Consider the following 24,280-nt stretch of genomic DNA (forward strand, 5'->3'; position numbering starts at 1 on the left):
CGATGATCTTTGACTACAACGTAATCGTGGAAAACCTGCCGCTGTACTTTGGCGGTGTACTGGTTACCCTGAAAATTCTGCTGATTGCCCTGGCGTTCGGCCTGGCACTGGCTATTCCCCTGGGCTTGATGCGTGTGTCTAAGTCGGCGTGGGTTAACTTCCCCGCATGGCTGTACACCTACGTGATTCGCGGCACGCCGATGCTGGTGCAGCTGTTTCTGATCTATTACGGCCTGGCCCAATTTGATGCGGTGCGTGACAGCTTCATGTGGCCGTACCTCTCCAGCGCCACCTTCTGTGCATGTTTGGCGTTTGCCATTAACACCAGCGCTTACAGCGCCGAGATTTTGGCCGGTAGCCTGAAAGCGACCCCGCACGGTGAGATTGAGGCCGCCAAGGCCATGGGCATGTCGCGCGGCAAACTGTACCGGCGCATCCTGTTGCCCTCCGCGCTGCGCCGTGCACTGCCGCAGTACAGCAACGAAGTGATCATGATGCTGCACACCACCTCGCTGGCCTCGATTGTGACCCTGATCGATATCACCGGCGCAGCTCGGACTGTCAGCTCGCAGTATTACTTGCCGTTTGAGGCGTTTATCACCGCCGGCCTGTTTTACCTGTGCCTGACTTTTATCCTCGTACGCCTGTTCAAGTTGGCCGAGCGTCGCTGGCTGGCTTACCTGGCGCCGCGCAAAGCCTGAGGAACGAGCCATGCAGCGTATCGACCATCCATTGCCCTGGGGCTGCCCCGGTACTGAGCGCCGCCTCAGCGTATTCCGTTTCGGCAGTGGTCCGTGCAAGGCCTATATTCAGGCTTCTTTGCACGCCGATGAGCTACCTGGGATGCGCGTCGCGGTTGAGCTCAAACAGCGCTTGCGTGAATTGGAAGCTCAAGGCCGCCTAACGGGTGTGATCGAACTGGTGCCCGTGGCCAACCCGATTGGCTTGGGGCAGGTGTTTCAGGCGGCCCATCAGGGGCGTTTTGAACTGGCCAGCGGCAAGAACTTCAATCGCGATTTCACTGACCTGGCAGATGCCATCGCACCAGCGCTGGATGGCTGCCTGGGCACTGATGGCCCCAGCAATGTGCGGCTGATTCGCGCTGCGATGCAGGCCGCGCTAGAAGCCTTGCCGCCGGCGGGCTCGGAGTTGCAAGGCTTGCAGCGCCTGCTGCTCAAGCATGCTTGCGATGCGGATGTGGTGCTCGATCTGCACTGTGATTTTGATGCCGCAGTGCACCTGTATTTGCTGCCACAACAATGGGCTCAGCTGCGCCCGTTGGCTGCTCGGTTGGGTGCCAGCGCGGCGTTGACTGTGGAAGATTCCGGCGGCAACTCCTTCGATGAAGCCTGCGCTTTACCCTGGGTGCGTCTGGCACGGCTCTTCCCAGAGGCCGCGGTGCCGCTGGCCTGCCTGGCGGTTACGGTCGAGCTGGGTGGCATGGCTGACACAGGCAAGCCTGAGGCACACACCAGCGCCGAGAGTATTTTGGCTTTTCTGGCTGGGCAGGGACTGATAGCCGGTGACTGGCCGCCCGCACCGAGTGTGGCCTGTGACGCCACGCCCTTTGACGGTGCGCAATATGCCTATGCCCCGCACGCTGGGGTGGTGAGTTTTCTGCAGCCAGTGGGTGCGCGGGTGTTGGCCGGCGATCCCTTGTTTGAGGTGATCGATCCTCTGGACGATCGCCACACAACCGTCTGTGCCGTTACAGATGGTGTGCTCTATGCGCGTGAACGGTTGCGTTTTGCCCAGCCCGGTTTGTGGTTGGCCAAGGTGGCCGGTCGTACCCCTATTCGCCAGGGTCGCTTGCTCAGCGACTGATTCAAGAGAGTGGAAACCATGTACAAACTTGAAGTTCAGGATCTGCACAAGCGCTACGGCAGCCATGAAGTGCTGAAGGGCGTGTCATTGGCGGCCAAGGCCGGCGATGTGATCAGCATCATCGGCTCCAGTGGTTCAGGCAAAAGCACCTTCCTGCGCTGCATCAACCTGCTGGAACAGCCGCACAGCGGCAAAATTCTGCTCAACAACGAAGAGCTGAAATTAGTCGCCAACAAAGACGGTGGCCTCAAGGCAGGCGATGCCAAGCAGCTGCAGCGCATGCGTTCGCGCCTGTCCATGGTGTTTCAGCACTTCAATCTGTGGTCGCACATGAGCGCCCTGGAAAACGTCATGGAAGCCCCGGTGCACGTGCTCGGCATGAGCAAGAAAGAGGCTCTGGAAAAGGCTGAGCACTACCTGAATAAGGTTGGCGTGGTCCACCGTAAAGATGCCTACCCCGCGCACATGAGCGGCGGCGAGCAGCAGCGTGTGGCGATTGCCCGCGCCCTGGCCATGGAGCCTGAGGTGATGCTGTTTGACGAGCCAACGTCGGCCCTCGATCCAGAATTGGTCGGTGAAGTGCTCAAGGTGATGCAGGACTTAGCCCAGGAAGGCCGTACCATGGTGGTGGTGACCCACGAGATGGGCTTTGCCCGCGAAGTGTCCAACCAGCTGGTGTTCCTGCATAAGGGCGTCGTAGAAGAGCGCGGTTGCCCGCGTGAGGTGTTGGCCAACCCGCAATCCGAGCGCTTGCAGCAGTTCCTCTCGGGTAGCCTGAAATAACCTGCGGCAACAAACGTGCGCCTCCGTGCTATGCCCATAATCGCCATCAGAGCCTAAACTGCCCCCCATGACTGCCCACCGAATTGGCTTCCTGCTTTGGCCCTCCACCAAGCCCCTGACGCTGGCCTTGGCTGAGGAAGCGCTGCGCGTCGCCCAGCGCGTCCACCCTGAAGTGGTCTACGAGTTGGTGTTCCTGCAGGCTGAAGCGCCGCTTGACGGTGCTTGGCAACTGCCGGGCGAGCCCTGGCTGGGTAAGCTCGAGGGCTGCCAGAAGCTCTTTCTACTTGCTGATGAGCCACCGGGCGCCATGCCGGCCACACTCGCGGCCGCACTCAAACAAGTGGTGCGCGGCGGTTGTGTGATCGGTGCGATTGCGGCTGGGGTTTACCCGTTGGCGCAGTTGGGGCTGTTGGATGGTTATCGCGCGTCGGTGCACTGGCGCTGGCAGGACGATTTCACTGAGCGCTTCCCCAAGGTGATTGCCACCAGTCACCTGTTTGACTGGGACCGTGATCGCCTCAGCGCGTGCGGTGGTTTGGCGGTGCTCGATTTGCTGCTGGCCTTGCTGGCTCGTGACCATGGCGCGGAGCTGGCGGGCGCGGTCTCGGAAGAATTGGTGGTGGAGCGTATTCGCGAAGGCGGCGAGCGTCAGCGCATTCCGTTGCAGAATCGCCTGGGCTCCAGCCATCCCAAGCTGACTCAGGCGGTGCTGCTGATGGAAGCCAATATCGAAGAGCCGCTGACCACCGACGAAATCGCCCAGCATGTCTGCGTGTCACGCCGTCAGCTGGAGCGCATCTTCAAGCAATACCTCAACCGTGTGCCCAGCCAGTATTACCTTGAGTTGCGCTTGAACAAGGCGCGTCAGTTGTTGATGCAAACCAGCAAATCGATCATCCAGATCGGCTTGTCCTGCGGCTTCTCCTCGGGCCCGCACTTCTCCAGCGCCTACCGTAATTTCTTCGGCGCCACCCCGCGTGAAGACCGCAACCAGCGCCGCAGTAACAGCCCGTTCGAGCTGACGTCGAGCTCGGTTGAGCGCGGCTGAAATAACTGTGTAGCCACGAAAAACCGCAGCGAGCTGCGGTTTTTTATGTGTGCTGATGGTTCACTCCTGTTGGTTTTGCCGTGGGAACAGTGGATTGCCACAGCGGCTGCAAAAGGCGGACGCATATTCGTGGGCGTTTTTCGCGCAGCTCGGGCAATCGTGGTTCAGTTGGTCGCCGCCGCGCATGGCATTCGCCAGTTCAGCAGTGAAGATGCCCGTGGGCACTGCAATGATCGAGTAACCGGTGATCATCACCAGGCTCGACAGGGCCTGACCCAATGGCGTTCTGGGCACAATATCGCCAAAGCCTACGGTGGTGAGCGTGACCACTGCCCAGTAAATGCTCTTGGGAATGCTGGTAAACCCGTGTGCGGGACCTTCGATCACGTACATCAGGGTGCCGAACACGGTCACCAGGATGGCAATACAGGCGAAGAATACGATGATCTTCTGCTTGCTGCCGCGCAGCGCCGTCAGCAAGAAATTAGCCTGGCGCAGATAAGGGCTGAGTTTCAGCACGCGGAAGACCCGCAGCATGCGGATCACTCGGATGATCAGTAAGTACTGAGCGTCACCATAAAACAGCGCCAAGATGCCCGGCAGAATCGCCAACAAATCAATCAGGCCGAAAAAGCTGAACGCGTAGCGCAAGGGTTTTGGCGAGCAGTACAGGCGCACGAGGTATTCGATGGCGAACAGCAGGGTAAACGCCCACTCAATACCGGCCAGCAGCGCTTCATACTGGCTGTGAACGCTGTCAATGCTGTCCAGCATCACCACGATCAGGCTGGCCAAAATGGCCAGCAGCAGGTAACGGTCGAAACGCTGCCCGGCCGGTGTGTCAGTAAAGAAGATGATGCTGTGCAGCTGCTGACGCAGGTTGTGCGGCGTGTCCATAGTGTTCTGGCTGCTCCGTTGGCGTCGTTCTTGCCAAAGGTGAACGACTCGGCGTGCAGCCTAGGGAGTTTTGTCCTGACGATGCAAGGCTTTGCGTTTGCTGGGGGGCCGTGGCGTGCACTCCATTGCTGCCCGGCGCAGCAGGCGTTGGGCGGCGCTCACCAGCCAGCAGGCGAGAATAAACGGCATGGTCAGGGCTGGCAGGCCTAGGGTGCTGAAGCCCGGCTGTAATATTAGGGCCAAAATGATACCCAAGGCGGGCAGCCAGACCCGGCGCTGCACTTGGCTGAGTGCAATGGCTGCCAGTGCTGCGTTGTAGCCATACAGCCCGATAAGCGCGCTGTGTTGCGCTAACCCTTGGTTCAACGCCAGGGCTAAGCCGCCAGCAGAGCCCAGCAGCGCCCACAGCGCGGCACGTCGATCAGCCAGCAGTACGCCCAGTAAGATGCACACGCCGGCTAGGGGATGGTCGAGGAAGATCACCTGACCCAGGCCCCGGGCTATGGCCAGCAGTGCGGTTGGCCAATCGAGCGGCAGGGGTAGGCTCGGGCCAGGCGCAAGCAGCTCTAATTGCAGGGCTGGAGCCAGCCATAACAGCAGCCAACTCAGCAGCACAAAAGGGAAGGTGAAGGCCGGCAGCCACTGCCGCTCACGCATACGTTGCATCCAGGGCTGCAGTATCAGGCTGGAAAGCCCAGCACAGAGCATGATCAGCAGTGGCAGCAAGATTGACCAGGCAAATTGCAGGCTGATCAGCATGCCCAACAAAATGCCGTTATAGCCGTACAGACCCAGTTCGATATCCGCACGGGCATAACCGCGGCGCTGCGCCGTCAGTGTGCTGCTGAGGCCGCCGAGCAGTGCAGCCCCCAGTAGCTGCGGTGCGCCAATAGCGATGGCCAACAGCACGAGCAGGCCGCAACCGGGGTGGGCTTGGAGAAATATCTGGCTAAAGCCGTTTAGTAAGGCGCGAAAGCCCTGTACGGCGTGGCCGGACAGCGGAAGGGGAGACATACGGGTACACCTGAATAAACAATCACCGGGCGCGACAAAAAGAGGCACCCACTGCGGGAACAGGGGGTGCCTTCAAACTGGCAAAGCCAGGGGGAGCGGTATTGGCTACGCCGGCTAGGCGCCGCCGCAGGCATCACTCAATGCAGAATCTCGATGCGCAGGCTGTTGGTGCTGCCCGGCTGTCCAAAGGGTTCGCCTGCGGTAATCACCACGGTGTCGCCCGTTTTCGCCAGGCCGGTGGCGCGGGCCAACTCCATGGCTGTGCGGGTGACGTCTTCCACTTTGCTCAGGCGCGCGTTGACCATCGAGTACACGCCCCAGGCCACGCTCAAGCGGCGTGCGGTATTCAGGCTCGGCGTCAGGCTGAGGATCGGCGCTTTGGGGCGCTCACGGGAGGCGCGCAGGCTGGAGCTACCCGACTCGGTGTAGTTAACCAGTGCAGCCACCGGCAGGATGGTGCTAATGCGGCGGATCGCGCAGCTGATGGCGTCCGATGCCGTGGCTTCGGCTTGTGGGCGGCTGACGTCGAGTTGGGCCTGGAAGTCCGGGCCGCTTTCCACCTGGCGGATGATTTTGCTCATCATCTGCACGGCTTCTTGCGGGTAGTCACCGGAGGCTGTTTCTGCCGAGAGCATCACCGCATCCGCGCCTTCAGCCACAGCGTTGGCCACGTCGGTGACTTCGGCACGTGTCGGCGCCGGGGAGAACCGCATCGATTCAAGCATTTGTGTGGCCACCACCACCGGCCGGCCGAGTTGGCGGCACGTGCGGATGATGTCTTTCTGGATGCGCGGCACGTTTTCAGCGGGTACTTCCACGCCCAGGTCGCCACGGGCAACCATGATCGCGTCGCACAGCTTGGCGATAGCCTCCAGGTGAGTCACCGCCGAGGGCTTCTCGATTTTAGCCATCAGCAAGGCTTTACCCTGAATCAGCTCGCGGGCTTCGAGGATGTCTTCCGGGCGTTGCACAAACGACAGGGCCACCCAATCTACGCCCAGCTCCAGGCCAAAGCTCAGGTCGCGGCGGTCTTTTGCGGTCAACGGCGAGAGTTGCAACACCGCTTCTGGCACGTTGACGCCTTTGCGGTCAGACAACTCACCGCCAGCGATTACGCAGGTATCGACGGCATCGGCATGCTTAGCGGTGACCTGCAAACGCAAGCGGCCATCATCAAGCAGCAAGCTCATGCCCGGCTGCAGTGCTTCGATGATTTCCGGGTGCGGCAGATTCACCCGCTGCGCGTTGCCCGGCGTGCTGTCCAGGTCCAGGCGCAGGCTCTGGCCGCGCTCTAGCACCACCTTGCCCTCAGCAAATTTACCCACGCGCAGTTTCGGGCCTTGCAGGTCCATCAGGATGCCGATCGGGGTGTTCAGCTGTTGTTCAACTTCGCGCACCCAGTTGTAGCGCTCTGCGTGATCGGCGTGTTCGCCATGGCTGAAGTTGAGGCGAAACAGGTTGGCGCCGTTTTCCACCAACTGACGGATATCGTCGATGGATTTAATCGCAGGGCCAAGGGTGGCGAGGATTTTTACTTTTTTATCGGCGTTCATTGGGCAGAACCTTCGAGAATAAGAATGGCGCGAAAATCGTTGACGTTGGTCCGTGTCGGCCCGGTGATGATCAGCTGATCGAGGGCGGCGAAGTAGCCATAACCGTTGTTATTGTCCAGTTCATCACTGCTGCTCAGGCCCAGCGCTTGGGCACGGGCATAGCTGTCGGGGGTCATGATGGCCCCGGCGTTGTCTTCTGAACCGTCGATGCCATCGGTGTCACCCGCCAGCGCATAAACCCCAGGCAGGCCTTTTAGGCTGTCGGTGAGGCTGAGCAGAAACTCGGCATTGCGGCCGCCACGGCCATTGCCGCGCACCGTCACGGTGGTTTCGCCGCCGGAAAGAATCACGCAGGGCGCTTGCAGCGGTTGGCCATGCAGGCGCACCTGCTTGGCGATGCCCGCGTGTACCTTGGCCACTTCCCGCGATTCACCTTCAAGGTCGCCGAGAATCAGCACTGGTAAGCCGGCGGCGAGCACCACGGCAGCGGCGGCATCCAGCGACTGCTGCGGGCGGGCGATCAGCTGGAAGTAGCTGCGCGCCAGGCAGGGGTCGCCAGGTTTGACGGTTTCCGAGGCCGGATTTTGCAACCAGCAGCGCACGTTGGCGGGAATCTCGATGTTGTAACGGGCAAGAATCGCCAAGGCTTCGGCGGAGGTGGTTGGGTCGGCCACGGTTGGGCCGGACGCAATCACCGTGGCTTCATCACCCGGCACATCGGAAATCGCGTAGGTGTACACGCTGGCCGGCCAGCAGGCTTTGGCCAAACGACCGCCCTTGATGGCCGAAAGGTGCTTGCGCACGCAGTTCATCTCGCCAATGGTGGCGCCGGATTTCAGCAGTGCCTTGTTGATAGCTTGTTTGTCGGCCAGTGAAATGCCGGCGGCAGGCAGGGCGAGCAGGGAAGAGCCGCCGCCGGACAGCAGGAAAATCACCCGATCGCTTTCACTGAGGTTGCTCACCAGTTCCAGCACGCGGCGGGCCACGCGCTCACCAGCGTCATCCGGCACCGGGTGCGCGGCTTCCACCACCTCGATTTTTTGGCAATTGGCGCCGTGTTCGTAGCGGGTAACCACCAGGCCGCACACCTCGCCTTGCCACGTTTGTTCGATGACTTCGGCCATCGCCGCTGCGGCTTTGCCGGCCCCGATGACAATGACGCGGCCGCTGCGGTCAGCGGGTAGATGGTCAGCCAGAACCTGGCGCGGATGGGCGGCGTTGATGGCGCTGGCGAATAGGTCGCGCAGCAGGCTTTGCGGATCGATGGACATGGCGATCTCTCTGGGGCTGGATCAACTTAGAACCTGTTTGAGGTCTGCTGCGCGTTAGCCGTGCTGCGTTAAAAATAGGTTGGCAAAGCCTATGTACAGCCGTACACAGCGCTTGCTCGCCTATTTTCGCCTGGCATGGCTCTCGCTTGCGGACCTTTAAATAGGCCCTTCGATTCTAGTGCGCAGTGTCCTTATTAAAGACGCTGCGCACTAGAATCGATCCACCCGGCAGGCAGGCCGTGACACCGCCTGCCGGGCAGATCGAAAGGGTTGTTTCAGTGCGGCTGACCCCGCCCTGAAACCTATTACTTACTCACCGCGGATGTTGAAATTAGCCATGTGTTCCAGGCCTTTGATCAACGCCGAGTGGTCCCAGTTGCTGCCACCGATGGCTGCGCAGGTGCTGAACACTTGCTGGGCATTGGCGGTGTTAGGCAGGTTAAGACCCAGCTCGCGAGCCCCGGCCAGCGCCAGGTTAAGGTCTTTCTGGTGCAGGCTGATGCGGAAACCTGGGTTGAAGGTGCCTTTGATCATGCGCTCGCCGTGCACTTCAAGGATCTTCGAACCGGCGAAGCCACCCATCAGTGCTTCACGCACCTTGGCCGGGTCGGCACCGTTTTTGGCGGCGAACAGCAGGGCTTCAGCGACAGCCTGAATGTTCAGGGCGACGATGATTTGGTTGGCGACCTTGGCGGTCTGGCCGTCGCCATTACCGCCGACGTGGGTGATGTTCTTACCCATCGCCTGGAACAGCGGCAGCGTGCGCTCGAAGGCTTTCGGGCAGCCGCCGACCATGATCGACAGGGTGGCCGCTTTGGCGCCCACTTCACCGCCAGAAACCGGCGCGTCGAGGTAGGCCGCGCCTGTTGCTTTGATCTTGTCGGCGAATACCTTGGTGGCCGTCGGCGAGATCGAGCTCATGTCGATCACTACTTTGCCTGCGCCTACACCTTCGACAATACCGTCTTTGCCGAACAGGACGTCTTCAACCTGTGGGGTGTCCGGCACCATGATGATGATGAACTCGGCTTCCTGCGCCACGTCGCGCGGATTGGCCAGGCCAACGCCGTTGTCGCCCAGCAGGTCAGCCGGCGCCTTGGAAAAATGCTCCGAGAAGAACAGGGTGTGCCCGGCGTTTTGCAGGTTTTGCGCCATAGGCTTGCCCATGATGCCGGTGCCGATAAATCCGATTTTAGCCATGAAAAAACGCTCCTAAAGAGTGGGGCTCAGATTGCGTTGTGCGCTTTCATCCAGCCGAGGCCGGCCGCAGTGGTGGTGGCTGGCTTGTATTCACAGCCGACCCAGCCCTGGTAGCCGATGCGGTCCAGGTGCTCGAAGAGGAAGCGGTAGTTGATCTCGCCCGTACCCGGCTCGTTACGGCCTGGGTTGTCGGCCAACTGCACATGGTTGATCACGGCCAAGTTGGCTTCGACGGTGCGCGCCAGGTCACCTTCCATGATTTGCATGTGGTAGATGTCGTATTGCAGGTACAGGTTGCTGCTGGCGACCTTGTCGCGAACAGCCAGCGCCTGTGCGGTGGTGTTCAGGTAGAAGCCAGGGATGTCGCGGGTGTTGATCATTTCCATGACCAGCTTGATGCCGGCCGCTTCGAGCTTGCTTGCAGCAAACTTGAGGTTGTCGACAAAGGTCGCCTCGACGGTGGCGCAGTCGTAACCCTGCGGGCGGATGCCGGCCAGGCAGTTGATCTGCTGGTTGCCCAGCACTTTGGCGTAGGCGATGGCTTGCACGACGCCTGCGCGGAACTCTTCCACACGGTCGGGGTGGCAAGCGATACCGCGCTCGCCTTTGGCCCAATCGCCGGCCGGCAGGTTGAACAACACTTGCTCAAGCTGGTTGGCGTCCAGGCGGGCCCTGATCACCTCAGCCGGGTAGTCGTAAGGGAACAGGTATTCGACACCGCTAAAGCCGGCGGCTGCGGCAGCGTCAAAACGGTCCAGAAAGTCCACTTCGGTGAACAGCATGGACAGGTTGGCGGCAAAACGGGGCATGGTGTGCTCCTTTTAAAATTCGTAGGGTGGACGGCGCGCAGCACATCCACCAATGGTGATGGAAAACGCTCGCGGTTTTCCTTGGGGTGGCCATCCACCCTACGGTTGCATCAATCCAGCAGTGAAATCGCGGTCGGTGCGTCGATGCCGCGCTCAGCGAGTTCTTCAAACTCGTTAACCGCATTGATTTCAACACCCATGGAGATGTTGGTGACGCGCTCCAGAATGATTTCAACCATGACCGGCACGCGGAACTCTTCCATCAGGGCTTTGGCTTTGGCGAATGCGGCCTGAATATCGTTCGGCTCGAATACGCGCACAGCCTTACAGCCCAGACCTTCAACCACTGCTACATGGTCAACGCCGTAACCGTTGAGTTCCGGCGCGTTGATGTTTTCGAAGGCCAACTGCACGCAGTAGTCCATGTCGAAACCGCGCTGCGACTGACGGATCAGGCCCAGGTAGGAGTTGTTCACCACCACATGGATGTAGGGCAGGTTGAACTGCGCGCCTACGGCCATTTCTTCGATCATGAACTGGAAGTCGTAGTCGCCGGACAGCGCTACAACGTTGCGGGTCGGATCAGCCTTGGCTACACCCAGCGCCGCCGGAATGGTCCAGCCGAGTGGGCCGGCCTGACCACAGTTGATCCAGTGACGCGGCTTGTACACGTGCAGGAACTGCGCACCGGCAATCTGCGACAGGCCGATGGTGCTGACGTAGCAGGTGTCCTTGCCGAAGAACTCGTTCATCTCTTCGTAAACGCGCTGCGGCTTGACCGGCACGTTGTCGAAGTGGGTTTTGCGCTGCAGGGTGCGCTTGCGATCCCGGCAGGAATCAACCCAGGCGCTGCGGTCTTTCAGTTTGCCAGCGGCTTTCCATTCTTTAGCCACCGCGATAAAGGCATCCAGCGCGGCGCCGGCATCAGAAACAATGCCCAGGTCCGGGTTGAATACGCGGCCAATCTGCGTCGGCTCGATGTCGACGTGAATGAATTTGCGGTCTTGGGTGTACACATCGATGCTGCCGGTGTGGCGGTTGGCCCAACGGTTACCGATACCGAACACCAGGTCGGATTCCAGCAGGGTGGCATTGCCGTAGCGATGCGAGGTTTGCAGACCAACCATGCCGACCATCAGCTTGTGGTCATCCGGGATCGCGCCCCAGCCCATCAGGGTTGGGATAACCGGCACGCCGGTCAATTCAGCAAATTCGACCAGCTTGTCAGCTGCGTCAGCGTTGAAAATACCGCCGCCGGCAACCAGCAGTGGGCGCTCGGCGTCATTCAACATGGCCAGGGCTTTTTCAGCCTGAACCCGGTTAGCCGCCGGCTTGGCCAGTGGCAGAGGCTCGTAGGCGTCGATGTCGAATTCGATCTCGGCCATTTGCACGTCGAACGGCAAGTCGATCAGCACAGGGCCAGGGCGGCCGCTGCGCATTTCATAAAAGGCTTTCTGGAAGGCGCGCGGCACTTGGCCCGGCTCCATGACTGTGGTCGCCCATTTGGTCACCGGCTTGACGATGCTGGTGATGTCGACGGCCTGGAAGTCTTCCTTGTGCATGCGGGCACGCGGCGCTTGGCCGGTGATGCACAGAATCGGGATGGAGTCGGCGCTGGCCGAATACAGGCCGGTCACCATGTCAGTGCCGGCTGGGCCGGAGGTGCCGATGCACACGCCGATATTGCCGGCGTTGGTGCGGGTGTAGCCCTCAGCCATGTGCGAGGCGCCTTCGACGTGGCGAGCCAGTACGTGGTCGATGCCGCCGATTTTTTCCAGTGCAGCGTACAGGGGGTTGATGGCAGCGCCTGGAACGCCGAACGCAGTTTCAACGCCTTCGCGGCGCATCACCAGTACGGCGGCCTCGATTGCTCTCATTTTGGCCATTGTCTTGTGCCTCTATTGTTATCAAATTGTATACAAAACATCTGGCTGAGATTCTATTCATGGCCTGACCTTCAGGTCAACCCGTTTTGTTGTCGAGGTGAGCCCTTGGCAAAATTCTTTTAAAACACCTGTTTTAGCTGCGTAACCTGAGTTTGTGTGGATGTGAGTGTTTGTTTATGTATACAAATACTACGTGTATTGTATTCGTCTATTGAGTTTTTTGTTTCTGGTGAGATAGTGGTGTTCAGTTTTGGATGGCTTGGTGTTTGCTGGCTGCTGTGGAGGTGGCGCTGCATCGGGCGTTTCGTAGGATTTATCAGCATCGAGGAAGACCCAACATGAGTACGTTGAATCTGCACATCGCCACCACTATCAGCCATCGCGCCCTGGCGGTTGCCCGTGAAATCTCTGCCGCACCGCTGACGGTGGCGGTGCTAGACGCAGGTGGCCACCTGATTAGCCTGCAACGTGAAGACGGTGCGAGCCTGCTACGCCCGCAAATTGCTATCGGTAAAGCCTGGGGCGCGTTGGCATTAGGCAAGGGTTCACGCCTGATCGCCGCTGATGCTCAGCAGCGCCCTGCCTTTATTGGCGCGGTGAACAACTTGGCCGCCGGCCAACTGGTGCCAGCACCGGGTGGTGTGTTGATTCGTGATGAGCGCGGCGAGGTGATCGGTGCTGTGGGTATCACTGGCGACACCTCTGACATCGATGAGCAGTGCGCAATCAGCGCTGTGGAGTCGGTGGGGCTCAAGCCGGATGCAGGCATCGCCGCCTAACGATACGCGGCTTGTGGGGAATGCTTCAGCTGCTGCCGAAGCAATTAAGCGCGGCCGCTAAAGCACCTTCTACAGTTTTCGTAAGCAATAAAAAACGGTGAGTGCTGTGCGGCACTCACCGTTTTTATTCAAGTCGTTTGCTCCGGCAGGGTGGATGCCAGGCTTACGCGCTAATGACCTGCTCGGATGGGCTGGTTTGGCTTTCGTCGACCTCGCAACCTTTGATCACCAGGCGAATGATGGTCTGCGCTGCCGCTTCGTAGTCGTCTTCATCCAGGCGAGCTTTGCCGGTGACGGTAGAAATTTGCCAATCGAAGTCGGCATAGGTCTGAGTGGCCGCCCAAATGCTGAACAGCAAATGATGCGGATCCACCTTGGCCATCAGGCCTTGATCGATCCAGCGCTGGATGCAGGCGATATTGTGTTTGGCTTGGGCATTGAGCTGCGCCGTCTGGTCGGCGGACAGGTGCGGCGCACCGTGCATGATCTCGCTGGCGAACACTTTGGAGGCCGACGGCAGTTCGCGTGAGATGCGGATCTTTGAGTGGATATAGGCGCGCAACACGTCGGCAGGTTTGCCCGGCTGGTTGAACGGTGCAGAGGCCTCCAGCAGCGGTTCGATGATGCTTTCAAGCACTTCGCGATAGAGGTTTTCTTTCGACTTGAAGTAGTAATAAACGTTGGGCTTGGGCACTCCGGCTTTGGCCGCGATATCGCTGGTTTTGCTGGCAGCAAAGCCTTTGTCGGCGAACTCCTCACTGGCTGCGCGTAAAATCAGCTCTTTGTTGCGTTCGCGAATACTGGTCATAAGCCTCGTTGCTTCTGTCAATCGCCCGGCGCTGGGCAGCGGCGGGCATGGTAGCACCGGCTTTGCGCAGCGCTCAAGGCGCGCCAGGCGGGGTTTAGCGCGCTATTTGACTTGTGAGTCAGGCTGTTGTATACACGATTTAGCTTTTCTGTTTCTAACCGTCTTTATCGCCTCGCGACAAAAAACTCGGCCTGCTTGGCGTCAGAAGGGAGGCCGTGAGTGTTCAGGGCCTTGGGGGGGGGCTCGGTGCTCACGCTGAAAAACTAAAAGCCCGATGCCATTGCGGCATCGGGCTTTTGCATTGTTGCGCCCAACACCCCAGCGCCGAGAGAGAATGCGGACGCGCTGGGGTATTTTCAGGTGCCGTGTGACTTAGCGGTATTCGCACAGGTAGGCGGTATCTGCTGCCACCTTGAGTTGAAACTTGCTGTTGGCCGGCACGGTGAAGTGGCTGCCGCTGGTGAAGGTTTCCCAGCTTTCGCTGCCCGGCAGCTTCACGGTCAGGGCGCCAGCGACTACGTGCATCACTTCCAGTTGGTTGGTACCGAACTCATATTCGCCGGCAGCCATCACACCAATGGTGGCGGGCCCTTGCGCCATACCGAAGGCGATGGATTTAACAGTGCCATCAAAGTACTCATTGACCTTAAACATCTGCAGTTCCTCGAAGTGGATTAAAGGCTGGCTGTCAGCAACGGCAGGAAATTAAACATGGCCTGCAGCCACATTTAACCCGCCTATCGCTGAGCATAAAAAGGCACGCCAGTATGCCCAAGCGCTATTTCTTCGTCATCTGCTTTGCGTGGTAATCCCAACGACAGTGGGTAAGCAGGTGTGTTGGGCGCTTCTCCACCGTTTTGCCCTGTGGCTGTACTGGCGCTCGTCCCGTGTGGCGGTCATGCTACGGCTAGGTGTCTGCACGGCGCGTTTAGGTGGGCCTTTGCCGGTGGCTGACGGCGGACTTGAGCAGTAATTCAAAGAAGAGGTGTATATGGCAAAGCTGGCGTTTATCGGGTTGGGCGTAATGGGCTACCCGATGGCTGGGCATTTGGCCCGTGCTGGGCATCAAGTTTGTGTGTACAACCGCACTGCTGCTAAGGCTCAACAGTGGGACGCTGAGTACGCTGGCAGTTATGCGCCGACCCCGCGTGAAGCGGCTGTGGGCGCTGATTATGTAATGGTTTGCGTTGGCAATGACGATGATCTGCGCGGCGTAGTGTTGGGCGAGCAGGGCGCCTTTGCTGGTATGCAGCCCGGTGCGGTGCTGATTGATCACACTACAGCCTCGGCGCAGGTCGCCCGCGAGCTGGCGGCGCTGGCAGCTGATCAGCAGCTGGGCTTTCTCGATGCGCCAGTGTCCGGCGGTCAGGCGGGCGCGCAGAACGGTGTGTTAACCATTATGGTCGGTGGTGAGGCAGCGGTCTACGCCAAGGCTGAGCCGATTCTTCAGGCTTACGCACGCATGGTTCGCCTAATGGGCGAGGCGGGTAGCGGTCAGCTGACCAAAATGGTCAACCAGATCTGTATTGCTGGCCTGGTGCAAGGCTTGTCTGAGGCGCTGCATTTTGCTCAGTGCGCCGGGCTTGATGCGCAGGGGGCGATGGAGGTGATCAGTAAAGGTGCGGCGCAGTCGTGGCAGCTGGAAAACCGTCACAAAACGATGTTGGCGGGCGAATTCGAGCACGGTTTCGCCGTCGATTGGATGCGTAAGGACTTGTCTATCCTGCTGGCTGAGGCGCGCAGCAACGGTGCGCAGTTGCCGGTTACGGCGTTGGTTGATCAGTTTTATGCGGATGTGCAAAACATGGGGGGCGGGCGCTGGGACACATCCAGCCTGCTGGCTCGTTTACAGGGCCGTACGCTGAGCTAAGGATTATCCATCGATGCGTAAAGCACCGCTCACAGGCTTTGGGTGGTGAGTGTCAATGCTTACCGCATTGCTCTTTTCTTTCGTCCGAATCGTTAGCTGTCAAATACTGCTTGCAGGCAAGGCGTCGTAAACTGCCGCTTTACTATTGCTTATGCGTACCTGAGGTCTGCTTTTGATGAATTGCCGTGCCGGCTGCGGCGCCTGCTGCATTGCCCCTTCGATCAGTTCCCCCATCCCGGGTATGCCCGCTGGAAAGCCAGCGGGTGTGCGTTGCGTGCAGTTAGAAGCCAATAACTATTGCCAGATCTTCGGCCAGCCTGAACGGCCGGCGGTGTGTTCGGCGTTTCATGCCGCCGAGTACGTGTGTGGTAGCAGCACTGCAGAGGCTCTGCAGTTGATTGGCTGGCTGGAGCAGAGCACTTCTGCGTCAGTTGGTTAACACCTCTATAACTGGCTGCGCAGATGCAAAAAAGGCTGCCCGAGGGCAGCCTTTTTTGTGCGGTGAGACCTGGATTACTTGTTCAGGTCGCGCTGCGGGTAGCCGGTGTACAGCTGGCGTGGACGGCCAATCTTGTAAGGGCTGGAGAGCATTTCTTTCCAGTGCGAGATCCAGCCGACGGTCCGCGCCAGGGCGAAGATCACGGTGAACATGCTGGTCGGAATACCGATAGCCTTGAGGATGATGCCCGAGTAGAAGTCAACGTTCGGGTACAGGTTGCGCTCTTTGAAGTACGGGTCGGTCAGGGCAATTTCTTCCAGACGCATCGCCAATTCCAGCTGCGGATCGTTTTTAATGCCCAGCTCTTTCAGTACTTCGTCGCAGGTCTGCTTCATCACGGTGGCACGCGGGTCGCGGTTTTTGTAAACGCGATGACCGAAGCCCATAAGCTTGAACGGATCGTTCTTGTCTTTGGCTTTGGCGATGAATTTGTCGATGTTGGACACATCGCCAATCTCATCCAGCATGCTCAGTACGGCCTCGTTGGCGCCGCCGTGCGCCGGACCCCAGAGGGCGGCGATACCAGCAGCGATACAGGCGAACGGGTTAGCGCCCGAGGAGCCTGCCAGGCGTACGGTAGAGGTAGAGGCGTTCTGCTCATGGTCGGCGTGCAGGATAAAGATCTTATCCATAGCCTTGGCAAGTACCGGGCTGATCGGTTTGATCTCGCACGGGGTGTTGAACATCATGTGCAGGAAGTTTTCCGCGTAGTTCAGGTCGTTGCGCGGGTACATCATCGGCTGACCCATGGAGTACTTGTAGGTCATGGCGGCGATGGTTGGCATCTTGGCGATCAGGCGCATGGCCGAGACTTCGCGGTGATGCGGGTTATTGATGTCCAAGGAGTCATGGTAGAAGGCCGACAGGGCGCCGACTACACCGCACATGATGGCCATCGGGTGAGCATCGCGGCGGAAGCCGTTGAAGAAGGTCTTCAGTTGCTCGTGAACCATAGTGTGGTTCTTGATGGTGCTAACGAATGTGGCTTTTTGTTCTGCGTTCGGCAATTCGCCGTTCAGCAGCAGGTAGCAGGTTTCTAAGTAGTCGGATTGTTCTGCCAGCTGTTCAATGGGGTAGCCGCGGTGCAGCAGGATGCCCTGGTCGCCATCGATGTAGGTGATCTTCGATTCGCACGAGGCGGTGGACATAAAGCCAGGATCAAAAGTGAAACGGCCCGTGGCGGTTAAGCCCCGCACGTCAATTACATCGGGACCAACGGTGCCGGTTAAAATGGGCAGCTCGACGGGGGCTGCGCCCTCGATGATCAACTGCGCTTTTTTGTCAGCCATGTTTGGCCTCCTAGTTATGCTTGAAATCATCTGACTGCCCCCCACGCAGGGCCCGCACCACTATAGTGAGATAAATCCGAATGTCAATTTGCGAAAACCCAGGCGGCAGAAGGGTTTGCGGGGGATTTATGGGCTATAAAAAGCGCCCTTTACGCCATTTTTTAGTACGGTGCAATGCGCTTTTAGGTAGGGGGCTTTGCATTGTCATTAGTAACCTAACTGTCTATACTCTGCGCCCAACTACCAAGGGCTTTGCGCCCGTATTTTGGTAGTTGTCACTCCTTGGGTGATGGGTACCTGACCAGTGCACCTCCCGACAACTTTGCCCTGATAGTTGGGGCTCTCAGTGTGATGAAAAGCCGTGAATAGCCAAAGACCTGTAAACCTAGACCTTAGGACTATCAAACTCCCAATCACTGCTTACACGTCCATTCTTCACCGTATCTCCGGTGTCATTCTCTTTGTTGGTATCGCCATCCTGTTGTATGGCCTCGACAAGTCGCTGACCTCCGAAGAGGGTTTTGCCCAGGTGTCTGAATGTTTGACCAGTCCGCTGGCCAAATTCGTGATTTGGGGTTTGCTGTCTGCTCTGCTGTACCACCTGGTGGCCGGCGTACGCCACCTGATCATGGACATGGGCATCGGTGAGACGCTGGAAGGCGGCAAGCTGGGTTCGAAAATCGTTCTCGTCGTATCGGCGGTCGTGATCGTGCTACTGGGGGTGTGGATATGGTAACCAACGTCACTAACTTCTCGCGTTCGGGTCTTTATGACTGGATGGCGCAGCGTGTCTCTGCTGTCGTCCTCGCGGCTTATGTGCTGTTTCTGCTCGGTTTTATCGTGTTCAACCCGGGTATGGGTTACGCCGAGTGGCAGGCGCTGTTCTCCAATAACGCAATGCGTATCTTCAGTCTGTTAACACTGGTGGCGCTCAGCGTTCACGCCTGGGTTGGCATGTGGACAATTTCCACCGACTACCTGACGCCGATGGCGCTGGGTAAGTGGGCGACTGTTGTGCGTTTTCTGTTCCAGGCCGCGTGTGGCGTTGTCATGTTCGCGTTTTTCGTCTGGGGCGTGCAGATTTTTTGGGGTAATTAATCCATGACAAGCATTCGCACTCTATCTTATGACGCCATCATCATTGGTGGCGGCGGCGCGGGTATGCGCGCTGCATTGCAACTGGCTCAGGGTGGTCACAAGACCGCTGTTGTCACCAAGGTTTTTCCAACGCGCTCGCACACTGTGTCAGCGCAAGGCGGCATCACTTGCGCCATCGCCTCGGCTGATCCGAATGATGATTGGCGCTGGCACATGTACGACACCGTCAAGGGTTCCGACTATATCGGTGACCAAGACGCTATCGAATACATGTGCTCTGTGGGTCCGGAAGCCGTATTTGAATTGGAACACATGGGTCTGCCGTTCTCCCGTACCGAGCAGGGGCGTATTTATCAGCGCCCGTTCGGCGGACAGTCCAAAGGTCCAGATAACCCAACTCAAGCGGCGCGTACCTGCGCTGCAGCTGACCGTACCGGTCATGCGCTGTTGCATACCCTGTACCAAGCGAACCTGAAAGCCGGTACTTCGTTCCTTAATGAATGGTATGCAGTTGATCTGGTGAAAAACCAGGACGGTGCTGTGGTCGGCACTATCGCCATCTGCATCGAAACTGGCGAAACCGTCTACATCCGCTCCAAGGCTACTGTTTTGGCCACCGGCGGTGCCGGTCGTATTTACGCATCGACTACCAATGCCCTGATCAACACTGGCGACGGCGTGGGCATGGCCTTGCGTGCTGGCGTGCCGGTGCAGGACATTGAAATGTGGCAGTTCCACCCTACCGGTATCGCGGGTGCGGGCACCTTGGTGACCGAAGGTTGCCGTGGTGAAGGTGGTTACCTGATCAACAAGCACGGCGAGCGTTTCATGGAGCGCTATGCGCCGAACGCTAAAGACCTCGCGGGTCGTGACGTGGTTGCGCGTTCGATGGTTAAGGAAATCATTGCCGGTAACGGCTGTGGTCCTGACGGCGATCACGTGATGCTGAAGCTCGACCACCTGGGTGAGGAAGTGCTGCATAGCCGCCTGCCAGGTATCTGCGAACTGTCCAAGACCTTCGCTCACGTCGATCCTGTGGTCGCGCCGATTCCGGTCGTGCCGACCTGCCACTACATGATGGGCGGTGTGCCGACCAACATTCATGGTCAGGCCATCACCCAAGATGCTAACGGCAACGACAAGATCATCGACGGTCTGTTTGCGGTCGGCGAAGTGGCTTGTGTATCTGTTCACGGTGCTAACCGTCTGGGTGGTAACTCGTTGCTTGATCTGGTGGTATTCGGTCGTGCAGCCGGCATTCACTTGGAGAAAGCGCTGAAAGAAGGCGTAGAAGCACGTAACGCCTCCGAAACTGACATCGAGCTGTCGCTCAAGCGTCTGGCGGGTGTCAACGAGCGCACCACTGGCGAAGACGTTGCGCCGCTGCGTAAAGAATTGCAGAACTGCATGCAAAACTACTTCGGTGTGTTCCGCACCGGCGAGTACATGCAAAAGGGCATCCAACAACTGACCGACCTGCGTGAGCGTATCTCGAACGTTAAAATCGCAGACAAGAGTCAGGCGTTTAACACTGCGCGTATTGAAGCATTGGAATTGCAAAATCTTCTCGAAGTTGCTGAGGCAACTGCTGTGGCAGCTGAGGTCCGTAAGGAATCTCGTGGTGCTCACGCCCGTGAAGACTTTGAAGAGCGTGACGACGAGAACTGGTTGTGCCACTCCCTGTACTTCCCAGGTGAGAAGCGCGTCGGTAAACGTGCGGTTAACTTCACGCCCAAGACCGTTCCAGCGTTTGAACCCAAGATTCGTACTTACTAAGGGTGGCCGATATGTCGCAAGCCAATCTGTTGCAAGTAAGCGTTTATCGTTATAACCCGGAGCAGGATTCTGCCCCGTTTATGCAGGAGTTCCAGGTTGACACGGGCGGTAAGGACGTAATGGTCCTTGACGTGCTGGCGTTGATCAAGGAACAGGATCAGGGTTTCTCTTATCGTCGTTCCTGCCGTGAGGGTGTATGTGGCTCTGACGGCATGAACATCAACGGTAAGAACGGCCTGGCCTGCATCACACCGTTGTCGTCTACCGGCCTTACTGGCGGCAAGCTGGTGATTCGTCCGCTGCCAGGTCTGCCGGTCATTCGTGACTTGGTGGTTGATATGAGCATCTTCTACAAGCAGTACGAGAAGGTGCAGCCTTACCTGCAGAACGATACGCCGGCGCCCGCTATTGAGCGCCTGCAAACCCCGGAAGAACGCGAGAAGCTGGACGGTCTGTACGAGTGCATCTTGTGCGCTTGCTGCTCGACCAGCTGCCCGTCGTTCTGGTGGAACCCTGATAAGTTCCTCGGCCCAGCTGCATTGCTGCAGGCTTATCGCTTCCTGGCGGACAGCCGTGATACCAAGACTGAAGAACGTCTGGCGTCGCTGGATGATCCGTTCAGCGTGTTCCGTTGCCGCGGCATCATGAACTGCGTGAATGTTTGCCCTAAGGGTCTGAACCCAACCAAGGCAATCGGTCACGTGCGCAACATGTTGCTGCAGAGCGGTACCTGATTCGCGGTTGTGTGTTAAACCCGTAACACCTGCGGCGCTGGTTTAATGCCAGCGCCGTAGTTTTAGCCAGGGCTGCTGCTCACAAAGCGGTGGTTCCTACTTTGAAAAATATGACGACCAGCAGGGGCATTCGGGCTGGTGCCCGGACTATCTGCGGGATCCGTAGTGGCTTACCAGTCGCTGCTTCAGGACTGACGGCCATACGGTTTCCTCGCCGGTGGTGTCCCCTTACCGAGGGTGACCAAGCATGCAAGAAAGCGTGATGCAGCGCATGTGGGACAGTGCCCACCTATCCGGTGGCAACGCTGCCTATGTGGAAGAGCTCTATGAGCTTTACCTGCACGATCCCAACGCTGTGCCAGAAGAGTGGCGCACCTACTTCCAGAAGTTGCCGACTGACGGCAGCGCCGCCACAGATGTATCGCACTCAACGATTCGCGATCATTTCGTCCTGCTCGCTAAAAATCAGCGCCGCGCTCAGCCGGTGTCTGCTGGAAGCGTGAGCAGTGAGCACGAGAAGAAGCAGGTTGAAGTGCTGCGCCTTATTCAGGCTTATCGCATGCGCGGCCATCAGGCTGCTCAGCTCGATCCGCTTGGCCTTTGGCAACGTCCTGCTCCGGCTGATCTGGCAATCAATCACTATGGTCTTACCGACGCCGATCTAGACACCACTTTCCGTACCGGTGGTCTGTTTATTGGTAAGGAAGAGGCTACTCTGCGCGAAATTCGCGATGCGCTGCAGCAGACATATTGCCGCACCATCGGTGCTGAGTTCACCCACATTGTCGATTCCGAGCAACGCAGCTGGTTCCAGCAGCGTCTGGAAAGCGTACGTGGTCGTCCGGATTTCTCTGCCGATATGCAGAGCCATCTGCTTGAGCGCCTGACCGCAGCTGAAGGCTTGGAAAAATACCTGGGCACCAAGTACCCGGGTACTAAGCGTTTTGGTTTGGAAGGCGGTGAAAGCCTGATTCCACTGCTTGATGAAGTGATCCAGCGTTCCGGTTCCTACGGCACCAAGGAAATCGTTATCGGCATGGCTCACCGTGGCCGCCTCAACGTGCTGGTTAATACCTTCGGCAAGAACCCGCGCGACCTGTTCGACGAGTTTGAAGGTAAGAAAACCGCTGGCCTGTCGTCTGGTGACGTGAAATATCACCAGGGCTTCTCCTCCAACGTGATGACGGCGGGCGGTGAAGTACACCTGGCTATGGCCTTTAACCCGTCGCACTTGGAGATCGTTTCTCCGGTGGTCGAAGGGTCGGTGCGTGCTCGCCAGGATCGCCGCAGTGATGAATCTGGGGAGAAAGTGTTGCCAGTTTCCCTACACGGTGACGCGGCATTCGCCGGTCAGGGTGTGGTTATGGAAACCTTCCAGATGTCGCAAACCCGTGGTTTTAAAACGGGCGGCACCATCCACATCGTGATCAACAACCAGGTTGGCTTCACCATCAGCAACCCGCTGGACTCGCGCTCTACCGAGTACTGCACGGACGTTGCCAAGATGATTCAAGCGCCGATTCTGCACGTGAACGGCGATGATCCTGAAGCTGTTTTGTTTGTTACCCAGCTGGCTGTCGATTACCGCATGCAGTACAAGCGTGATGTGGTGATTGATTTGGTGTGCTACCGCCGCCGCGGCCACAACGAAGCAGACGAGCCTAATGGCACCCAGCCGATCATGTATCAGCAAATCAGCAAGCAGCGCACCACGCGCGAGCTGTATGCCGAAGTACTGATCAATGCCGCACGTCAATCGACGGATGATGTTCAGGCCAAGATTGATGAGTACCGCACTGCGCTGGACAACGGTCAGCATGTTGTTAAGAGCTTAGTTAAGGAGCCGAACAAAGAGTTGTTCGTTGATTGGCGTCCATACCTGGGCCATGCCTGGACCGCTCGCCATGACACCAGCTTTGAGCTGAAAACCCTGCAGGAACTGTCCAATAAGCTGTTGGAAATTCCTGAGGGCTTTGTGGTTCAGCGCCAGGTTGCCAAGATTCTTGAAGATCGCCAGAAGATGAGCGCCGGTGCGCTGCCGATCAACTGGGGCTACGCCGAAACTATGGCCTACGCCACCTTGTTGTTTGAAGGTCACCCGATCCGCATGACCGGTCAGGACATCGGGCGTGGCACCTTCTCGCACCGCCATGCCGTGTTGCACAACCAGAAAGATGCCGGCACCTACTTGCCGCTGAAGAACCTGTACGACGGTCAGCCACGCTTTGAGCTGTATGACTCCTTCCTGTCGGAAGAGGCCGTCCTAGCCTTTGAATATGGCTATGCCACAACCCAGCCCAACGCGCTGGTGATCTGGGAAGCTCAGTTTGGCGATTTTGCCAACGGTGCTCAGGTGGTGTTTGACCAGTTCATCTCCAGCGGTGAGCACAAGTGGGGTCGCTTGTGCGGTCTGACCATGTTGCTGCCGCACGGTTATGAGGGGCAGGGGCCAGAGCACAGTTCGGCACGTTTGGAGCGCTACCTGCAACTGTGCGCTGAGCACAACATGCAAGTCGCGGTACCGACCACGCCTGCGCAGATCTACCACTTGCTGCGCCGGCAGGTGATTCGTCCCCTGCGCAAACCATTGGTCGTATTGACGCCGAAGTCTCTGCTGCGCCACAAGTTAGCTATCTCGACACTGGAAGACTTGGCTGACGGTTCGTTCCAGACAGTAATTCCAGAGATCGACGCGCTCGATCCGAAGAAGGTCGAACGCCTGGTGCTGTGCAGCGGTAAGGTCTATTACGATTTGTTGGAAAAGCGTCGCAACGAAGGTCGTGAAGATATTGCCATTGTGCGTATCGAGCAGCTCTATCCGTTCCCAGAAGACGATCTGGCTGAGGTACTGGCGCCGTACAAGAACCTCAAGCATGTCGTCTGGTGTCAGGAAGAGCCGATGAACCAAGGGGCTTGGTATTGCAGCCAGCACCATATGCGTCGCGTGATCACCGCGCACAAGAAGGCCTTGTTCCTTGAGTACGCTGGTCGTGATGCGTCCGCTGCTCCAGCTTGTGGCTATGCATCGATGCACGCGGAACAGCAGGAAAAACTCCTGCAAGACGCCTTTACTGTTTAACGCCTTTGCGCAGCAGGCGGCCGACTGGGCCGCCTGCCAGAAGAAACCGAATTTAAGGAATTA

Annotated in this window: 22 protein-coding genes; 12 read left to right on the plus strand and 10 right to left on the minus strand. The window is 58.3% G+C overall.

The window, feature by feature from the left end; translation table 11 throughout:
* Window positions 1-2 precede the first annotated feature (2 nt).
* The 4 genes from AC0J6G_RS06485 to argR all read left to right on the plus strand — a co-directional run bounded on the left by AC0J6G_RS06485 (window position 3) and on the right by argR (window position 3,655).
* Entirely contained in the window at window positions 3-701 is a 699-nt protein-coding gene (locus AC0J6G_RS06485; protein WP_475252356.1) for an ABC transporter permease, read from the plus strand.
* Between the two features lie 10 nt (window positions 702-711).
* On the plus strand, window positions 712-1,824 hold the full coding sequence (locus tag AC0J6G_RS06490) for a succinylglutamate desuccinylase/aspartoacylase family protein (RefSeq protein ID WP_475252359.1): 1,113 nt from the start codon (window positions 712-714) through the stop codon (window positions 1,822-1,824).
* A gap of 18 nt (window positions 1,825-1,842) precedes the next feature.
* Window positions 1,843-2,607, plus strand: coding sequence for an ABC transporter ATP-binding protein (locus AC0J6G_RS06495; protein WP_475252361.1), 765 nt, complete (start codon window positions 1,843-1,845; stop codon window positions 2,605-2,607).
* 67 nt (window positions 2,608-2,674) lie between these two features.
* On the plus strand, window positions 2,675-3,655 hold the full coding sequence (argR, locus tag AC0J6G_RS06500) for a transcriptional regulator ArgR (RefSeq protein ID WP_475252363.1): 981 nt from the start codon (window positions 2,675-2,677) through the stop codon (window positions 3,653-3,655).
* Window positions 3,656-3,715: 60 nt separating this feature from the next.
* On the opposite strand, the gene AC0J6G_RS06505 is transcribed toward argR, so the two are convergent.
* The 7 genes from AC0J6G_RS06505 to gcl all read right to left on the minus strand — a co-directional run bounded on the left by AC0J6G_RS06505 (window position 3,716) and on the right by gcl (window position 12,285).
* Window positions 3,716-4,552 carry an ion transporter gene (locus AC0J6G_RS06505; protein WP_475252365.1) on the minus strand — a complete coding sequence of 279 codons (837 nt, stop codon included), beginning with the start codon at window positions 4,550-4,552 and terminating at the stop codon, window positions 3,716-3,718.
* 60 nt (window positions 4,553-4,612) lie between these two features.
* Window positions 4,613-5,566: an urea transporter gene (locus AC0J6G_RS06510; RefSeq protein ID WP_475252367.1), complete on the minus strand. Its 954-nt coding sequence runs from the start codon at window positions 5,564-5,566 to the stop codon at window positions 4,613-4,615.
* Window positions 5,567-5,703: 137 nt separating this feature from the next.
* Window positions 5,704-7,119 carry a pyruvate kinase gene (pyk, locus tag AC0J6G_RS06515; protein WP_475252369.1) on the minus strand — a complete coding sequence of 472 codons (1,416 nt, stop codon included), beginning with the start codon at window positions 7,117-7,119 and terminating at the stop codon, window positions 5,704-5,706.
* Entirely contained in the window at window positions 7,116-8,390 is a 1,275-nt protein-coding gene (locus tag AC0J6G_RS06520) for a glycerate kinase type-2 family protein (RefSeq protein WP_475252371.1), read from the minus strand. The genes pyk and AC0J6G_RS06520 overlap by 4 nt, the downstream gene beginning before the upstream one ends.
* Window positions 8,391-8,699: 309 nt before the next feature.
* A complete protein-coding gene (locus AC0J6G_RS06525) occupies window positions 8,700-9,590 on the minus strand; it encodes a 2-hydroxy-3-oxopropionate reductase (protein WP_475252373.1) in 891 nt (296 codons plus the stop codon).
* 26 nt (window positions 9,591-9,616) lie between these two features.
* Window positions 9,617-10,399 carry a hydroxypyruvate isomerase gene (hyi, locus tag AC0J6G_RS06530; RefSeq protein ID WP_475252375.1) on the minus strand — a complete coding sequence of 261 codons (783 nt, stop codon included), beginning with the start codon at window positions 10,397-10,399 and terminating at the stop codon, window positions 9,617-9,619.
* A gap of 110 nt (window positions 10,400-10,509) precedes the next feature.
* A complete protein-coding gene (gene gcl, locus AC0J6G_RS06535; RefSeq protein WP_475252377.1) occupies window positions 10,510-12,285 on the minus strand; it encodes a glyoxylate carboligase in 1,776 nt (591 codons plus the stop codon).
* A gap of 338 nt (window positions 12,286-12,623) precedes the next feature.
* On the opposite strand from gcl, the gene AC0J6G_RS06540 reads away from it, so the two are divergent.
* Window positions 12,624-13,064 (plus strand): GlcG/HbpS family heme-binding protein, encoded by a 441-nt coding sequence (locus tag AC0J6G_RS06540; protein WP_475252379.1) that lies wholly within the window; start codon window positions 12,624-12,626, stop codon window positions 13,062-13,064.
* A gap of 163 nt (window positions 13,065-13,227) precedes the next feature.
* Here AC0J6G_RS06540 and AC0J6G_RS06545 read toward each other — a convergent pair whose 3' ends face one another.
* Window positions 13,228-13,872: a TetR/AcrR family transcriptional regulator gene (locus AC0J6G_RS06545; protein WP_475252381.1), complete on the minus strand. Its 645-nt coding sequence runs from the start codon at window positions 13,870-13,872 to the stop codon at window positions 13,228-13,230.
* A 372-nt stretch (window positions 13,873-14,244) separates the two neighbouring features.
* Window positions 14,245-14,526 (minus strand): pyrimidine/purine nucleoside phosphorylase, encoded by a 282-nt coding sequence (gene ppnP / locus AC0J6G_RS06550; RefSeq protein ID WP_475252383.1) that lies wholly within the window; start codon window positions 14,524-14,526, stop codon window positions 14,245-14,247.
* 337 nt (window positions 14,527-14,863) lie between these two features.
* Between ppnP and AC0J6G_RS06555 the strand changes: the two genes are divergently transcribed.
* Entirely contained in the window at window positions 14,864-15,742 is an 879-nt protein-coding gene (locus tag AC0J6G_RS06555; protein ID WP_475252385.1) for an NAD(P)-dependent oxidoreductase, read from the plus strand.
* A 175-nt stretch (window positions 15,743-15,917) separates the two neighbouring features.
* Window positions 15,918-16,181, plus strand: a complete 264-nt coding sequence (locus tag AC0J6G_RS06560) for a YkgJ family cysteine cluster protein (protein WP_475252387.1) — start codon at window positions 15,918-15,920, stop codon at window positions 16,179-16,181.
* Window positions 16,182-16,255: 74 nt separating this feature from the next.
* Here the strand turns inward: AC0J6G_RS06560 and gltA are convergent, their stop codons facing one another.
* Window positions 16,256-17,530 (minus strand): citrate synthase, encoded by a 1,275-nt coding sequence (gene gltA / locus AC0J6G_RS06565; protein WP_475252389.1) that lies wholly within the window; start codon window positions 17,528-17,530, stop codon window positions 16,256-16,258.
* Window positions 17,531-17,891: 361 nt separating this feature from the next.
* Between gltA and sdhC the strand changes: the two genes are divergently transcribed.
* The 5 genes from sdhC (at window position 17,892) to AC0J6G_RS06590 (ending at window position 24,217) form a co-directional block, all read left to right on the plus strand.
* Window positions 17,892-18,266, plus strand: a complete 375-nt coding sequence (gene sdhC / locus AC0J6G_RS06570) for a succinate dehydrogenase, cytochrome b556 subunit (protein WP_475252397.1) — start codon at window positions 17,892-17,894, stop codon at window positions 18,264-18,266.
* Entirely contained in the window at window positions 18,260-18,628 is a 369-nt protein-coding gene (gene sdhD, locus AC0J6G_RS06575) for a succinate dehydrogenase, hydrophobic membrane anchor protein (RefSeq protein WP_475252399.1), read from the plus strand. Before sdhC ends, sdhD begins: the two co-directional genes overlap by 7 nt.
* 3 nt (window positions 18,629-18,631) lie before the next feature.
* Window positions 18,632-20,404: a succinate dehydrogenase flavoprotein subunit gene (sdhA, locus tag AC0J6G_RS06580; protein ID WP_475252401.1), complete on the plus strand. Its 1,773-nt coding sequence runs from the start codon at window positions 18,632-18,634 to the stop codon at window positions 20,402-20,404.
* 26 nt (window positions 20,405-20,430) lie between these two features.
* Entirely contained in the window at window positions 20,431-21,138 is a 708-nt protein-coding gene (locus AC0J6G_RS06585; RefSeq protein WP_475253631.1) for a succinate dehydrogenase iron-sulfur subunit, read from the plus strand.
* A 247-nt stretch (window positions 21,139-21,385) separates the two neighbouring features.
* Window positions 21,386-24,217: a 2-oxoglutarate dehydrogenase E1 component gene (locus AC0J6G_RS06590; protein ID WP_475252403.1), complete on the plus strand. Its 2,832-nt coding sequence runs from the start codon at window positions 21,386-21,388 to the stop codon at window positions 24,215-24,217.
* The last annotated feature ends 63 nt before the right edge of the window (window positions 24,218-24,280 follow it).

Source organism: Pseudomonas sp. TS_SC_3 (assembly GCF_056156225.1).

Coding starts and splice junctions, on each gene's coding strand:
- AC0J6G_RS06520 (WP_475252371.1), bottom strand. CDS start 8,390: ATGTCCATCGATCCGCAAAGCCTGCTGCGCGACCTATTCGCCAGCGCC.
- ppnP (WP_475252383.1), bottom strand. CDS start 14,526: ATGTTTAAGGTCAATGAGTACTTTGATGGCACTGTTAAATCCATCGCC.
- AC0J6G_RS06525 (WP_475252373.1), bottom strand. CDS start 9,590: ATGGCTAAAATCGGATTTATCGGCACCGGCATCATGGGCAAGCCTATG.
- AC0J6G_RS06490 (WP_475252359.1), top strand. CDS start 712: ATGCAGCGTATCGACCATCCATTGCCCTGGGGCTGCCCCGGTACTGAG.
- AC0J6G_RS06560 (WP_475252387.1), top strand. CDS start 15,918: ATGAATTGCCGTGCCGGCTGCGGCGCCTGCTGCATTGCCCCTTCGATC.
- sdhA (WP_475252401.1), top strand. CDS start 18,632: ATGACAAGCATTCGCACTCTATCTTATGACGCCATCATCATTGGTGGC.
- argR (WP_475252363.1), top strand. CDS start 2,675: ATGACTGCCCACCGAATTGGCTTCCTGCTTTGGCCCTCCACCAAGCCC.
- AC0J6G_RS06485 (WP_475252356.1), top strand. CDS start 3: ATGATCTTTGACTACAACGTAATCGTGGAAAACCTGCCGCTGTACTTT.
- AC0J6G_RS06590 (WP_475252403.1), top strand. CDS start 21,386: ATGCAAGAAAGCGTGATGCAGCGCATGTGGGACAGTGCCCACCTATCC.
- gcl (WP_475252377.1), bottom strand. CDS start 12,285: ATGGCCAAAATGAGAGCAATCGAGGCCGCCGTACTGGTGATGCGCCGC.
- AC0J6G_RS06540 (WP_475252379.1), top strand. CDS start 12,624: ATGAGTACGTTGAATCTGCACATCGCCACCACTATCAGCCATCGCGCC.
- hyi (WP_475252375.1), bottom strand. CDS start 10,399: ATGCCCCGTTTTGCCGCCAACCTGTCCATGCTGTTCACCGAAGTGGAC.
- AC0J6G_RS06495 (WP_475252361.1), top strand. CDS start 1,843: ATGTACAAACTTGAAGTTCAGGATCTGCACAAGCGCTACGGCAGCCAT.
- sdhD (WP_475252399.1), top strand. CDS start 18,260: ATGGTAACCAACGTCACTAACTTCTCGCGTTCGGGTCTTTATGACTGG.
- gltA (WP_475252389.1), bottom strand. CDS start 17,530: ATGGCTGACAAAAAAGCGCAGTTGATCATCGAGGGCGCAGCCCCCGTC.
- AC0J6G_RS06545 (WP_475252381.1), bottom strand. CDS start 13,872: ATGACCAGTATTCGCGAACGCAACAAAGAGCTGATTTTACGCGCAGCC.
- AC0J6G_RS06555 (WP_475252385.1), top strand. CDS start 14,864: ATGGCAAAGCTGGCGTTTATCGGGTTGGGCGTAATGGGCTACCCGATG.
- pyk (WP_475252369.1), bottom strand. CDS start 7,119: ATGAACGCCGATAAAAAAGTAAAAATCCTCGCCACCCTTGGCCCTGCG.
- AC0J6G_RS06505 (WP_475252365.1), bottom strand. CDS start 4,552: ATGGACACGCCGCACAACCTGCGTCAGCAGCTGCACAGCATCATCTTC.
- AC0J6G_RS06510 (WP_475252367.1), bottom strand. CDS start 5,566: ATGTCTCCCCTTCCGCTGTCCGGCCACGCCGTACAGGGCTTTCGCGCC.